The 13,691-nt window shown below is 53.4% G+C and carries 10 protein-coding genes; 9 read left to right on the top strand and 1 reads right to left on the bottom strand.

The window, feature by feature from the left end; genetic code table 11:
* Positions 1-68: 68 nt before the first annotated feature.
* Together EBB_RS24735 and nadA are read left to right on the top strand one after the other, a co-directional pair.
* A complete protein-coding gene (locus EBB_RS24735; protein WP_192396289.1) occupies positions 69-464 on the top strand; it encodes a hypothetical protein in 396 nt (131 codons plus the stop codon).
* A gap of 71 nt (positions 465-535) precedes the next feature.
* A complete protein-coding gene (gene nadA / locus EBB_RS24730; RefSeq protein ID WP_192396288.1) occupies positions 536-1,630 on the top strand; it encodes a quinolinate synthase NadA in 1,095 nt (364 codons plus the stop codon).
* A 48-nt stretch (positions 1,631-1,678) separates the two neighbouring features.
* Here the strand turns inward: nadA and EBB_RS24725 are convergent, their stop codons facing one another.
* Positions 1,679-2,656, bottom strand: coding sequence for an MDR/zinc-dependent alcohol dehydrogenase-like family protein (locus EBB_RS24725; RefSeq protein ID WP_225587747.1), 978 nt, complete (start codon positions 2,654-2,656; stop codon positions 1,679-1,681).
* A gap of 99 nt (positions 2,657-2,755) precedes the next feature.
* Between EBB_RS24725 and EBB_RS24720 the strand changes: the two genes are divergently transcribed.
* The 7 genes from EBB_RS24720 (at position 2,756) to EBB_RS24690 (ending at position 13,643) form a co-directional block, all read left to right on the top strand.
* Positions 2,756-4,261, top strand: coding sequence for a phenylacetate--CoA ligase family protein (locus EBB_RS24720; protein ID WP_192396286.1), 1,506 nt, complete (start codon positions 2,756-2,758; stop codon positions 4,259-4,261).
* A gap of 424 nt (positions 4,262-4,685) precedes the next feature.
* On the top strand, positions 4,686-7,658 hold the full coding sequence (locus EBB_RS24715; protein WP_192396285.1) for a pyruvate formate lyase family protein: 2,973 nt from the start codon (positions 4,686-4,688) through the stop codon (positions 7,656-7,658).
* A 13-nt stretch (positions 7,659-7,671) separates the two neighbouring features.
* Positions 7,672-8,325, top strand: coding sequence for a hypothetical protein (locus EBB_RS24710; RefSeq protein WP_192396284.1), 654 nt, complete (start codon positions 7,672-7,674; stop codon positions 8,323-8,325).
* 15 nt (positions 8,326-8,340) lie between these two features.
* Positions 8,341-9,237 carry a glycyl-radical enzyme activating protein gene (locus EBB_RS24705; RefSeq protein ID WP_192396283.1) on the top strand — a complete coding sequence of 299 codons (897 nt, stop codon included), beginning with the start codon at positions 8,341-8,343 and terminating at the stop codon, positions 9,235-9,237.
* Positions 9,238-9,254: 17 nt separating this feature from the next.
* Positions 9,255-10,313, top strand: coding sequence for a DUF6765 family protein (locus tag EBB_RS24700; protein ID WP_192396282.1), 1,059 nt, complete (start codon positions 9,255-9,257; stop codon positions 10,311-10,313).
* A gap of 22 nt (positions 10,314-10,335) precedes the next feature.
* Positions 10,336-11,199 (top strand): esterase/lipase family protein, encoded by an 864-nt coding sequence (locus EBB_RS24695; protein ID WP_192396281.1) that lies wholly within the window; start codon positions 10,336-10,338, stop codon positions 11,197-11,199.
* A 56-nt stretch (positions 11,200-11,255) separates the two neighbouring features.
* A complete protein-coding gene (locus tag EBB_RS24690) occupies positions 11,256-13,643 on the top strand; it encodes a hypothetical protein (protein ID WP_192396280.1) in 2,388 nt (795 codons plus the stop codon).
* Positions 13,644-13,691: the final 48 nt, after the last annotated feature.

Raw genomic sequence — 13,691 nt, 5'->3', positions numbered from 1 at the left:
ATAAGGGCCTGGTGAATGAAATGGCGCGGAGTTCAATCTAATTTTTACAATCACAGACTAAAAAAATCATGGAAATATTATTGATAGGCGCCGTTTTGATGATCTTCGCCATTTTGTTATCAGCATGGCTGATGACATTTGCAAGATGGTTTCCAGTCAAAGGCATCGACGGTGAATTTTTAAAAGACTACAAAACGCTGATCAGGGCGCATGTGGACTTTGCGTTGATGGCGCTGTTTTGCCTGGGCTTTTACGGTACAAAAGTGCCGTTGCCGGTCACCGCTTGTTGGTTGGTCGTGATAGGCGGTTTGACCAATCCCGGCGTGTTTGTGGTGGCGGCATTCGATCCGGATTTTTGGTCCAAGCCGATATGGCGGATTTATTCGGCTTTGAGTTTTGTCGTCACCACCCTTGGTTTTGGCTGGATTGGCCTCACTTTACTGAATCATGCTTTGTCGGCATGACCCATGGAGCCGGCTGTAAAATGCCGGGCCTAAGTTTTCGAAATTCTCGCTTTTTGTTTTCAGGTTAAAAAATGACTGCAGCCTTACCCATACATGATTACGCCCTGCTCGATGATGCCGAATGTGCCACGCGCATAGAAGTCGCCAAAGCCAAACTCGGCAAGCGCTGCATTATTCTGGGCCATCATTACCAACGCGACGAAGTATTCAAACATGCGGATATATTCGGCGACTCATTGAAATTGTCGCGGGAAGCGGCACAATCCGAAGCCGAATACATCGTCTTTTGCGGCGTCCATTTCATGGCGGAAGTGGCGGACATTTTGTCGCGGCCGGAGCAAATCGCAATTTTGCCCGATTTGGCGGCCGGTTGTTCGATGGCCGACATGGCCAATAAGGTCAAAGTCCAACAATGCTGGGACGAGTTGGCGAAAGTGATTGATGTGGAAAACACTGTCACCCCGGTGACTTACATCAATTCTGCTGCCGATTTAAAAGCGTTTTGCGGCCAGCATGACGGAATTGTCTGTACCTCTTCCAACGCCGAAAAAATTCTGAACTGGAGCTTTGCCAAACGCGAAAAAGTTTTGTTTTTCCCCGATCAGCATTTGGGCCGCAACACCGGTTATCGGATGGGTATCCCGTTGGAACAGATGGTGACCTGGGATTTCAATAAACCGCAGGGCGGTTTGACCGAACAGCAAATCCGCGATGCCAAGATTATTCTATGGAAAGGTTATTGTTCCGTGCATCAGGCCTTCCAGCCGGAGCAAATCGATGCCTTCAAGGAAAAACACCCGGAAACCATCGTCATATCTCACCCGGAAGCCTGTTTTGAAGTCTGTGAAAAATCCGATTACATCGGTTCTACCGAAATGATCTTGAAAATCGTCCGCGAAGCCGAAGCCAATACCCGTTGGTTGGTAGCGACCGAACTGAATCTGGTCAATCGCCTGAACCAAGAATGCAAGGCGCAAGGTAAAAGCGTGCATTTTATGGCGCCCACTTTAAGCATGTGCTCAACGATGTTTCGTACCGACCCGCAGCATTTATGCTGGGTTTTGGAAAATCTGGCGGCCGGGCATGTGGTCAATCAAGTCTCGGTGCCTCCCGAGCAGGCGGCGTTGGCGAAAAAGACTTTGGATAATATGCTGCTAGCGTCGTAACGCCTTCTCAGCTTGTGCTCGCTGGCCGTGCTGGCGAGTTCGATCGGGTTAATAATCTGAATGCAGTGCGGGCTGTAACAGAATTTTTCTGACGCCGGCTTGAGCGGCGTGATTGAATGCTGCCAGTCCATCGCTCAGTGGGTATTGGCCGTCTATCATCGTTGCCACGGGTAGTTTGCCTTCGGCCAACAGTGTTAGTGCCTCTGTGAACGGACCGCAGCGGGAGCCGATAATATTGATTTCGTAAACCACCACTTTGCTTAAATCCAGGGCTGCGCCGGCCGCGAAGGTGCTTTTTAACACCAAGGTGCCGCGCGGTTTGACTAAGCGCAAGGCTTGCGCAAAGCCTGTGGCTTGGCCGCTGGCGTCTACAACGCAGTCGAAAGAGTTATCTGGAGTTTCGGTCGTCATGCCGGTCGCCAGTTGCCATTGCTTAGGCAATGCCAAGGAACTTGTTGATCGGCCTAGCGCGGTGGCCTGGTAGCCGGCCAGACTTAACACTTTGGCGATCAACAAACCCAATCTGCCTGGGCCAACCACGGCGATGTCGGTGAGGGGGAGGGCGGCAATTTGTTTCACTACTCGCAGAGCAGCGGCCAGCGGCTCAGTAAACACGGCGGCTTGGTCAGATACCGAATCTGGCAAGGGATACAAGTTAACAACCGGCAAACTGAAATAATCGGCAAATACCCCATCTTTGCCGCGTATTCCCAGCACTTTACGATGCTGGCAATGCTCGGGACCGTCGCTCCGGCACACTTCGCAGACGCTGCAGCCTATGTTGATGGAACCGACCACGCGCCGGTTCAGCCAATCTCGGTGTTTGTCATCGGCAACAGCGATGACCTTACCAACAAATTCGTGGCCGAGAATGCCGGAAAAACCGGCATAGCCTTTCACCAGTTCCAGGTCGGTAGCGCAGATGCCGGCCAGGCGCAGTTCAATCAAAGCTTCGCCGGCAGCTAATTCCGGTATCGGCATATCGTTGCGGTACGATAATGATGTGTCTAATCTCAGTGCTTGCATCGGTATCATCAAGGTGCTGTGCAGAGTTAACTTTTTACCAGACATTCAATCCAAGAATATACCTTTAGCGCTTTTCCAGCATTTTTCAGGTGGTTTGCGATGAGCTATTTACCGACTACATCTTCCGCGGCAGCATTTCAAAATTTTCTGTCCACGCCATTGGATAATTTGTTTGCCGAACATCAAGCGCTTGATCCGCAGCAAAAAATGCTGGCTTTATTTCAGCGTTGTGCGGCAGAGGTTCCCGCTTATCGGCAGTTTTTACAAGCTCAGCAAATCGATCCCGTGCAGATCAGGACTTACTCTGATTTCCAACATCTGCCCTTAATCAACAAGGTTAACTACATGCAAACCTATCCTTTGCCGGCGCGTTGTTTCGGTGGCAATTTAAGCGGTGCGGATAGAGTGGCAGTGTCGTCCGGCTCCACTGGCGTGCCGACCTTTTGGCCGCGTTCGGCAGCGTATGAACTGGATGTGGCCGTGCGGTTCGAGCAAGTGTTCAAGGACAGTTTCCAGGCCGATAAACGCAGCACGCTGGCGGTGGTGTGTTTTGCGCTGGGCAATTGGGTGGGAGGCTTGTTTACCACGTCTTGCTGCTGGCATCTGGCGCGTAAAGGCTATCCGTTAATGGTGGCGACGCCGGGCAATAATAAAGCCGAGATTTTTCGGGTGGTGCGCGAACTGGCGCCGCATTTCGAGCAGACCGTTCTGCTAGGTTATCCGCCGTTTGTCAAAGACGTGATCGATGCTGGCGCCGCCGAAGGCATAGATTGGGTGCAATTCAAGCCCAAATTAGTGTTTGCCGGCGAAGTATTCAGCGAAGAATGGCGCAGCTTACTGTCCGAGCGTATCGGCTCTAAGTCGGTTTGTTTCGATTCCGCATCGCTATACGGTACGGCCGACGGTGGTGTGTTGGGTAACGAAACGCCGCTCAGCATCGCCATTCGCCGCTGGCTGGCGCAACGGCCGGAAGCGGCTCGAAGCTTGTTTGGCGAGTCGCGGCTACCAACCCTAGTGCAATACGATCCGCATAGCCGTTTCTTTGAAGTACACGAAGGCACGTTGGTGGTCTCCGGCGAGAACAGCGTACCGTTGTTGCGCTATCACATTGCCGATAAGGGTGGGGTGTTGAGCTATGCGCAAATTTGGGATTTTTTGCGCGAGCACGGTGTGCATGCAGTCGAGGATTTAGGTCTGGACGCGAGTTATCAAGCCCGCCAATTGCCTTTTGTGTATGTGTTCGGCCGCGCGGATTTTACTGTGTCGTTTTACGGCGCCAATATCTATCCGGAAAACGTCACGGTAGGGTTGGAGCAGCCGGAGATCATGGCTTGGGTGACTGGGAAATTCGTACTGCAAACTCAGGAAAACGCCGATGGCGATAAGTATCTGCATATCGCCGTAGAACTATTGCCAGGAGTGGCGCCCGAACCGGCACTGGCACCGACCATAGCCGTTGCCATCCGCACGCAACTGCTGCGGCTGAACAGCGAATTTGCCCATTACACGCCAGTCGAGAAGCAGTTGCCCCAGATCAGCCTACATGGTTTTGCGGATGCGGATTATTTTCCTGCAGGGGTAAAGCATCGCTATACCCGAGGTTAACGGAACTAAGGAACTTCCGAAAAACAGCCGTTTTTAGCAGAAGTCTTTTTTAAAATGATTCAAAAATTTTAATATCTCCCTGATTTTGATCAAAACAGCGGTTTTTTCGAACAGCTAATTTTTCGCGCTGAAATCGGATGGGACCCATTTTAGCTTTACCGAAAAATGCTGGCGCTCTTGATAAATTCTTAAGTTTTGTGCAGATAAACGTCTTCGTTTGGTGTTCCGTATTTCGGCCCGGGTAGGTGTTTTTTCAGTTGCTGGCGCACAAGAAATTGGCCCTGTTTATTTCCTTATGTTTCATAAGGAATGGACTACAATTAGATGTACATCACAAAATTGGCCGGGGCAGGGAGCTGGCGATCACGCCGTAAGCTGCTGGCTAAGCTTTTGAGGGATCGTTCTGTTGTAAAGGAGATTGAACATGTCTGTTCCATATCCATCAGCCGACGGCGGTATTTCGGTAGAACTCGGCAAGAGCTCCGCAATGCCTGACTCCGGTTCCGGCAAAATCGATTTATTTCCCATCGCCAATCAAGATTTCCAGAACATTAAAACTCTGAAGGACTTGGCGCTACGCAACATTACGCTGACACAATTCCCGGTCGTTAAGGCTTGGCGCGAGAAACTGTTTGCGCCGGAAGGCACGCCGGAGATTTGCGACGAGTTGCCGCGCTTACTGACCGAATTCCTGCGCAAGCCCGAGAATCAGGTCTTGCCGCCCTACACCCGGCGCGCTATGGCGCTGCAATATATCTTTAGCAACAAAACAGCTATCGTGCATCCCGAGGACTTACTGCCCGGTCAAACCACCATCAGCTTCGTCGGTCCGGTGGTTTATGCCGATACCATCGGTTATTGCATCTGGCCGGAATTAAAAACCGTCACGACCCGCGCGCAAAATCCGTTCAAGATTCGCCCGGAAGTGGCCGACCGCCTGAATCGGGAGATATTTCCATTTTGGTTGGAACAGAAGCCAATCCAAGAGTTGGCCCGCTATAGCGATTACGATAGTGCTGAATATGAAAATCGGGACCGGGTAGGTAGCAACTATCAACCGTCGATCGATCCGCCATTAAGCAAAAAAGCCGGACAAACTCCAAAGGCCCAGGAATTGATGGAGCGGGTCGCGTTCTTTCTGTCTGATAAGGCCACTTGCGTTTCCCATACGGTGCCGGATTTTGAGCGGGTTTTGAAATATGGCTTCGATGGCTTAATCGACCGCGCCCGGCAAGACATCGCCAATGGCGCGGCGGCCACGCCGCAGCAGGTAGAATTCCTGGAAGGTGTGATTGCAGTTTACGAAGGCGCCAAAATTTATGCGCAACACCTAGCCGAGGCTGCCGAGCAAGCCGGCAATCAAGAATTGGCGGCCATTTGCCGGAAAGTGCCGGCTCAGCCCGCCGAAACCTTGCACGAAGCGCTCGCGGTCGTCTGGATTTGTTATCACCTGTTATTGCAGGAAAACACCAATTTCGGTTTTTCCATCGGCCGCCTGGATCAAATCCTCAATCCATTCTATCTGGCCGACTGGCAAAAACTGGATAGTGCCCAAGCGCAAGACGGTTATATCCGCCATGCCGTGGAGCTAGTCAGCCATTTTTTCTTGCATTGTTCCGATCATGTGCCGCTGTCCACCTCCGGTTCGGAAACCCTGTTCGCCGGCAGCGGCTCCAATCAGGCCCTGACCGTCGGTGGTACCCGCTACGAAAACGGTCAGGTTGTCGATGCCGTCAACGACATGACTTATATCATCCTCAAGGCTACCGAGATTTTGTCGATCCGAGATCCGAACGTGCATGCCCGCTATCACCGGGATGTGCATCACCGCGACTCGCAAGGCGAGCCGCTGCCAGCCGAGGTGATGGACCCATACCTAAGACGCATCTGCCAGGTCAATATTTTGACCAGGGCTACACCGGCGCTACATGGCGACGCGGCGGTGGTGCCGGCCATGGCTAGTTACTATGCGGCACACGCCGGCATTAGCTCCGAAGAGGCCTTGGCGGATGCCTACGACTACACCTCGATCGGCTGCATCGAAGAAAACGCCGCGCACAAACATTACGGCAACACCGGCTCGACTTTGATGGTGCTGCCGGCGGTGTTGGAGTTGGCCTTGTACGGCGGCAAACATCGTAGCGACGGCGTGGCGCCGAAATCGCCAAATCTGTTTTACGGCGACGAGCGCTACACCACCTTGCCGTTAACCAAACTGGACGGCATGCCAGCCTTTATCGAGGCCTTTAAATTTCAATTGAACGAAATGGCCAGGCATGTCGTGCAATGCAACAATTATTTTGGCCGATTCTACGAACAATCCCGGCAGTCGCCGTTTTTGTCCGGCTTATTTACCGGTCCGACCAATACCCCTGACAGTAACGGAGCCAGTTTTAGCGATCTGACCGCCGGTGGCGCCAAATACAATTCGGCCGGGATTGCTGTGATCGGTTTGGCCGATGTGATCGATTCGTTTTGCGTGCTGGATACCTTGGTGTTTGGCGGCAAAATCTCGGCCGGCGAATTGTTGGCGGCGATGCAAGCCGATTTTGAAGCCAGCAGCTTGCAGCCGAAAAGCCTCTGGACGGCATTTAGGGAATGGCTGCAAAACAGGCTGCATCCCGAAGACGCGCCATTGCCCCTACCCACTTTAAGCGCCGAGCGTTTGACTCAAATCAAGGAAATGATCCGTCTGGCCCCCAAATACGGCGCCGGTGTCGATCAAACTCCGGGCGGTATTTACAACAACGCTACAGCCGTCAAATATACCCATCTGTTGACCGAGATGTTACAGGAAGTGTTTGCCCAATACCGCACCCATCGCGGCGGGCGTTATCTGCCGGGTTACTGGAGCATGACCAATCATGCCGGCTTCGGCATGTTGACCAAAGCCACACCCAATGGACGGCGTAGCGGCGAGTCTTTCGCCAGTGGCATCACGCCGTGTCCCGGCGTTGTCAAAGCCAACGGCGAGCCGGTTAATCTGTTGGATCATATGCTGTCGGTCACGTCGGTGAACGCCAATACGGTGCAGAACGGCTACACCTATAATCTCAGCCTGACTACCCGTGATCGAGGCCATTTCGAAGAAGACACCGAATTGTTCTCGCGTTACATGAAAGCTTTTGCCGACCAAAACGGCGTATTGGTACAAATGTGCGTGTCGTCGATCAACGATCTGGTGGCCGCCGACCGCGCCGCCACGGCCGCCGGACAGGCGGGTGCCGGCGATACCGAGCATAAGGCCTTGGAACCGTTCAAGGATCTGATGATACGGGTGGCGGGCTACTCGGCATATTTCGTTACCCTTAGCCCGCAAATGCGCAAAGAGATTATTCAACGAGCTAACTTTGGTTTGGATACCGGCGCCGAGCAACATACGCTCAGCGCGCTATAAGAGGAGAACTGTCATGCATGCCGGATTTCCCGTTTTATTACCGAATTTACAAAAAACCTTACGCTTGGGTATCAATGCCGCCATTGATGCCGGCGAGTTGCCAGCGGTGTTGGACAAAGTCGAGGGCCGACTACTGGCTGGCGGCATGGCTGTCGCGCTGCGTTTGGGTTTTGGCTATTTATTGCGCGACAGCCATCTGGATGCCGCGCAAGCCGCCAAGGCTCATGCGTTTTTCGAGGAAAATTTCGTCATTCTCGATCCCGCCGCGCCGGGCGGCCGCCGTTACTACCAAGGTAAATTTCTGATCCGCACCAGCCGACGCGGCGACGATATGAACGTGCTATTGCGGTTTTGCCCCAATCCCGAGGCGCTATATATCAAGACCCCGTTCGGACAGGCGCTGAACTCACTGGCGCTGGTCGATACCCAAGTGCTGACCGAAAACCAGGCCGACCAAATTGAGAACGATCCCAGCCGGGTCGATTTAGTGGTGCGCTTTAAAGACGTGCAATCCATCATCGGCCTGCTGGGCCGTTCGGGCGTGGATATCGTCGGTTTGCTGCTGGAAAATCTGGTGCAGTTGACCGGCCACGTCGGCCACCTCTTCAAACTGGGCGCGATCGCCACGGATATTCAGTTGTCCTTGGATCTTCCCAAAGCGGCCTGAACAGGGAGCAGGAAGATGGACAGCAAAGCCTACATCTTCGATATCAAACGCAACACCAGCGAAGACGGGCCGGGCATCCGTACCACGGTGTTTTTCAAAGGCTGTCCGCTGAGTTGCAGTTGGTGTCAAAACCCAGAGGGCATTGTTTCGGGGCCGTCCTTATCTTTTCGTGCCGAGTTATGTCATCCGGACGACTGCGAGCGGCCTTGTCTCAAGGCTTGTAAAACCCAAGCCTTAACCCTGCGGGACCGGCAACTGCGGTTTGACAGGGAACGTTGTGATCAATGCGGACGTTGCGCGGCGGTGTGCTCGCGGCATGCCCTGGAGCAGGTCGGCCAATGGCTGAGTGTGGACGAACTGTTTTACCGGGTGGTTATCGATAAACCCTTTTTCGATGCCACCGGCGGCGGCGTCACAGCCTCGGGGGGCGAATGTACGATGCAGATGAATTTTCTGCACGAATTTTTCAAAAAACTGAAAGCCGCCGGCATTCGTACCGCCATCGAAACTAACGGCATGTTCAATTTTGGGCGTTTTGCCCGCTTATTGCTGCCTTGGCTGGATTTGATCTATTTCGACTTAAAACTGATCGACGAAGCCGCCAGCGTTCAGCACACCGGCCATTCCAATCGGCCTATTTTGGATAACTTGTTGCGCCTGACCGAGAGCGCCGAGATTCCGGTCAAAGTACGCATTCCATTGATCCCCAATATTACCGCTACCGATGAAAATCTGCGCGGCATAGCTCGGTTTTTGCGGGAGCACCGGATCAAGCAGGTCAGCGCCCTGCCTTATAACCCATTATGGCTGGACAAGCTGCAGCGCTTTGGTATCGATGTCGAGTATCGGCGCAGCGCATTCATGAGCGATGCGGAGATCGAACACTGCATCGATTGCTTGCAAGCCAGCTGATTTCAAGGAGAGTCATCATGCAAACCGATTTCCATCACGCCGTTACTTATGTCACCGCCCGCATTGCGGGCTTTGCGCATCGGGAAGCCGACATCATTGCCTATTCGGCGCAATACGTGGACGATGCCGTCAGCGAAGGCGTCGTGCATTTCGACAACGACGCTTTTTATGCGCGGATACATTCCTCGCATAAAAGTACCGATGTCGGCAATTTGAACAACGATTACAACCACCTGATCTGGTTGCCGTTCCATTTTCTCCCGGGTAACGGGGGTAAAGGGCCGGGAGAGGATCCGGACGGCACGTTTATCCAGAAAATCGTCTGCTTGCCGGATAGTCCGCCGGCCAAGGAAATGGTACAAGCCGCGCTCCATGATAAAGACAAGCCTTACAGTCTGCATCGGCTGGGGATAGCCTTGCATGTGTATGCCGATACCTGGTCGCATCAGGGTTTTGCCGGCGTGATACATGAGATCAATGAAGTGGAACATGCCCGGGAACTGACGAGCTCCGGCATGTATAGCAAACAGCTGCAGCATGTGCTGGAGGATATTCTGGATGACGTGATTCCGCCGTTGGGTCATGGCCGCGCCAAGGATTTTCCCGATCTGCCGTTTTTACATTGGCAGTATCGGAACGGTCGCGGTGTTTGGGTTGATCGCGAGAACCCAAAGGATTTTTGTAAGGCCGCGGACGCGATGTGTAAAGTCATGCAGCAATATTTGGGTAAAGCGCAGGTTGGACTACCGGCCGCCGACAAAGCGCTGCTGGAAAAAATCTTTCTTGATTTAAAGATTAAGGATGATAAAGCCCGTCATGCGAAATGGCTGGAGATCGTCAAGAACGGCTTCAAAGACGAGAAATTCAGTTTCGGTACGGCCGAGATTAGCTATGCCGCCGAAGGCGCCAATTCCTGGAAGGAAAAAGCACTGGGCAGCAGTTGGGATATCCGTGTGCATAAATACACGCCGGAGTTTTTGCGCAGCAATTGGAAGTTGTTTCACGACGCGCTGCAATTGCATCGGTTGACGGTGCTGCACGATATTTTACCCAAGTACGGCATTTGTGCGGGCTGAGCCGATAAGCAGGAGATTAAACATGAATGCCAAATCCGAATCCGATCTGTCGTGCCGGACGCTATACCCCATCGTTTTGTTACACGGCGTAGGTTATCGCGACGACTTGCTGATGCTGAATTCCTGGGGACGGATTCCGAAAACCTTGGAAGCCGCCGGCGCCCGGGTTTTTCAGGGTGGCTTGGATGCCTGGAATAGCCACGAAAGCAGCGCGCTCGCACTGAAGCCGAATATTGAGCGAATACTTAGCGAAACCGGCGCGGCTAAGGTCAATATCGTCGCCCATTCCAAGGGCGGCCTGGAAGCGCGTTATCTGATTTCCAAATTGGATATGGCCGGTAAGGTGGCCAGTTTGACCACGGTCTGCACGCCGCATCACGGTTCTGCCGTGGCGGATTTGGTGGCCGGCGACATTCCCGATACGCAAAATCTGCTAAGCGTAAATTTCTTTAAACGCCTGGCGCAGAGATTGGGCTTTGGGGTAATGGACATTCTGGCCAGGATCACCGGCGACAAAAGTCCCCAAGCCGGCATGGCTATCAAACAGCTGACGTGTACCTACCTAGCGGAATTTAATCAACACGTGCCGGATATGCCGGGCGTTTACTACCAAAGCTACGGCACGCTGATGCGCCGGGCTATCGACGATCCGGTGTTTGCCGCCACGCAAGTGTTGCTGAAGCGCATAGAAGGCGACAACGACGGCATGGTCTCCACGCTATCCTGCCAGTGGGGCAGGTTTCGCGGGCTGATAGGGGCTAGCAATCCGGATCGAGGTTTGTCGCATGGCGACTTGGTGGACTATCGCGGCGTGCTGCTGACGCATTTCAATGTCCCGGCCGTGTATATCGACATCGTTAAAGACCTAACACAACAAGGCTTTTAAGCGGGGCTTACGCGTCCGGTTTAAGCGAAAAATATAACAAGTACAAGGGAAGGACCATGAACAACTATCTCAATGTCGCCAATTTCCCAACTGCGTCGGAGCAAGAGCAGCAAGCGCTGGCAAACGCTCTCGACGCCATTTTTAACAACGATCTTAAAGCTGGCGCGCTGCCTATGCTGGGCAGCTATCGCAAGATTTTGGGCGATAACCTGCGCCGCGAGGAATGGGAGGGTATCCACGAAAAGCTGCTGACCTTATTCAAATGCGGCACCAGCACGCCGCTGGACGGGCCGATGATCGGTGTGTCGATGTCCATCCGCGACAGCGATTATTTCAAGGAAGCCGCCAAGAAGCACGGCGACAACCGTTCGATGTTGGCGCATCTGGAATGGATGGCGACCTTGTGGAATGTCACTTATGCCAGTACCGGCTTATGGATGGGCAAGACCTTTGAGCCGGTGGCTAAAGAGGTGTTTGCTGCGAAATGTGGCCACGACCCGGTATCGATCTTTAATTACGATCCGGAAACGACTCGGATTGGCCGGAATTTTTTCCGTGAACCGAACGATCCCAATTTCATTCAAAGCTTGGGCTTGCCGGTGCTGACGCAGTTCTGGAATCTTCGGGACCGACCATTGGATAACAAAGCGCAGGGTTTCGATAGCCAATTGCTTGCCCAAAATTTGACCAAGGAAAAGGCCATTCCGTATGTGAAAACCGGCGGAATTTTCCTGTCCTTGCCTGGCAAGTCGGTGGTTGGAGAGATGAACGGCAAAGCCGTTTATCAGCTTAATTACCGTTGGCACGACTTACATCCGGCGTTTCCGATGACGCGGCTGATCGACGAGTTGGTGCAGATCGACGACGGCGTCTATTTGGGCCAATTGGTCATGGCCACCCATCATTACAGTTTGGGCACCTTGCAGATGCCCTTGTTCGGCGATCACCCGCCGGAGTGGGAATTGGGCGAAGCGTATACCGGCGATAACGCGATAGATTACGGCTATCAAAATAACGGTTTCTTTTTGATGATAGATACCGCTCGCGCCCGCGAGGCGTTTGCTGACGAAGCTTTTCCGAACCTGCGGCCGCGGCCTGGCGAGCGCGGCTGGAAGGAATTGGGCTACGATAAACCGGTGTCTACCAAACCGGGCGTTGCACCAGATGGTGTGGATTGGGCGATTGGCTGGCGAGACGATCCCGAGTTACAGCGTAAATTCACCACCTTTTGCCTGGAAGCATCGCCAAATGGTGACGATGGCGATGTGCGCGAGTTACTGCAGCCAGGCGAATCCATTTTGCAAATGTTGCAACGCCAGCAGGGCAAAATATCCGCGGCGAGCGGTTTCGACGATCACCTGCGGCATTTTGAGGTATTGAATCGCCTGTTTCGCGCCGGCGTCGCACCCGGCATTGTCGATGGCGTGTTTCAAGGGCAGGGTAGAGGCTACAACACCCGCTTCGATGCGCCCGAAGCGCGCGATTGGTACGGGCAGAGCGATCCGTGCAGCTGCTTTGATTATTACCATGGTGCCACGCTGAATTTGCATTGGGGCTTTGGCGACAGTTTTATCGCCAACATCGCCCGCTCTTTGCAGGAACACAGCATGATTCCGGCTGCGTTGGCAGATAAGCTGCAAAACGATCCGCGTGCACCCAATGCGTTGAATGCGGTGTGGGCTAATATCGGCCGGTTTATTTTTCCGTGGGCCGGCAAGTCTTTTGAACGTATCAGCGGCCGTAAATTGAGTATGCTGCTGGACGAAAGTGACGATTTGGTCCAGCGCTATCCGGAGCGGGTGGCCGAGCTTAAAGCGCATCCGACCAGCTTTCCGCATTACGCCCTGGTCGAAAAAAACCGCGAGCATTATTGGCAGCAGCCGGGCGTGTACGCCGAACATCTGAGCTGCGGCAGTTGGGACAATAGCATGTCGAAAACCGACAAGGCCTTCTGGGAACGGGAAGCCGCCGAACATTGGGTATTTGGCAATAATATCCAGGATTCGCGCATTCTGCCGACTGACGCCTTGTTCCGGGTATTGGATATGAATTACCATCCGCCGCTACCCTCCATCCAGCAATTAGCCGATGCCGGCCCTTCGCCGTTCGTCAGGCAGGGCTACAGCTTTTTGGGCGTGGATGATAGGGAGTCGATCTTGCCGATGAACAACGGACCTGATCGGCCTAAGAAAGTGTTCCAGTTCCATTACCGCTACCCGCTAATCGGCGGGCCGGCGCCGATCGGCACGTGTCTGGATGAGTTGGTGGAGATTGCCGAGGGCTTGTTTCTGGGGCAGCTGATTTATTCCACCGCTTTGCTGGTACCGTTTCATTCGGCCACCGACCCGGCGGAATATCAGTATCAGCTATTCGGTTATTTTTTGTTGCTGGATAACACCTGGGAGAAACACCGGCAGGCGATAGGTTTGGACGTCAATACCTGAGCAGCATTGGCGGATTGACGTAACATTGGATTGGTAACTGGCCGCATC

Origin of the sequence: Methylomonas fluvii, assembly GCF_014850975.1 — a bacterium.
Classification (GTDB): Bacteria; Pseudomonadota; Gammaproteobacteria; order Methylococcales; family Methylomonadaceae; genus Methylomonas; species Methylomonas fluvii.
Note: the sequence above shows the minus strand (reverse complement) of the source record. Positions and strands in the feature narration are given on the sequence as shown.

Excerpts from the sequence above, each read along its gene's own strand:
- EBB_RS24735 (WP_192396289.1), top strand. The coding sequence starts at position 69 with ATGGAAATATTATTGATAGGCGCCGTTTTGATGATCTTCGCCATTTTG.
- nadA (WP_192396288.1), top strand. The coding sequence starts at position 536 with ATGACTGCAGCCTTACCCATACATGATTACGCCCTGCTCGATGATGCC.
- EBB_RS24725 (WP_225587747.1), bottom strand. The coding sequence starts at position 2,656 with ATGCAAGCACTGAGATTAGACACATCATTATCGTACCGCAACGATATG.
- EBB_RS24720 (WP_192396286.1), top strand. The coding sequence starts at position 2,756 with ATGAGCTATTTACCGACTACATCTTCCGCGGCAGCATTTCAAAATTTT.
- EBB_RS24715 (WP_192396285.1), top strand. The coding sequence starts at position 4,686 with ATGTCTGTTCCATATCCATCAGCCGACGGCGGTATTTCGGTAGAACTC.
- EBB_RS24710 (WP_192396284.1), top strand. The coding sequence starts at position 7,672 with ATGCATGCCGGATTTCCCGTTTTATTACCGAATTTACAAAAAACCTTA.
- EBB_RS24705 (WP_192396283.1), top strand. The coding sequence starts at position 8,341 with ATGGACAGCAAAGCCTACATCTTCGATATCAAACGCAACACCAGCGAA.
- EBB_RS24700 (WP_192396282.1), top strand. The coding sequence starts at position 9,255 with ATGCAAACCGATTTCCATCACGCCGTTACTTATGTCACCGCCCGCATT.
- EBB_RS24695 (WP_192396281.1), top strand. The coding sequence starts at position 10,336 with ATGAATGCCAAATCCGAATCCGATCTGTCGTGCCGGACGCTATACCCC.
- EBB_RS24690 (WP_192396280.1), top strand. The coding sequence starts at position 11,256 with ATGAACAACTATCTCAATGTCGCCAATTTCCCAACTGCGTCGGAGCAA.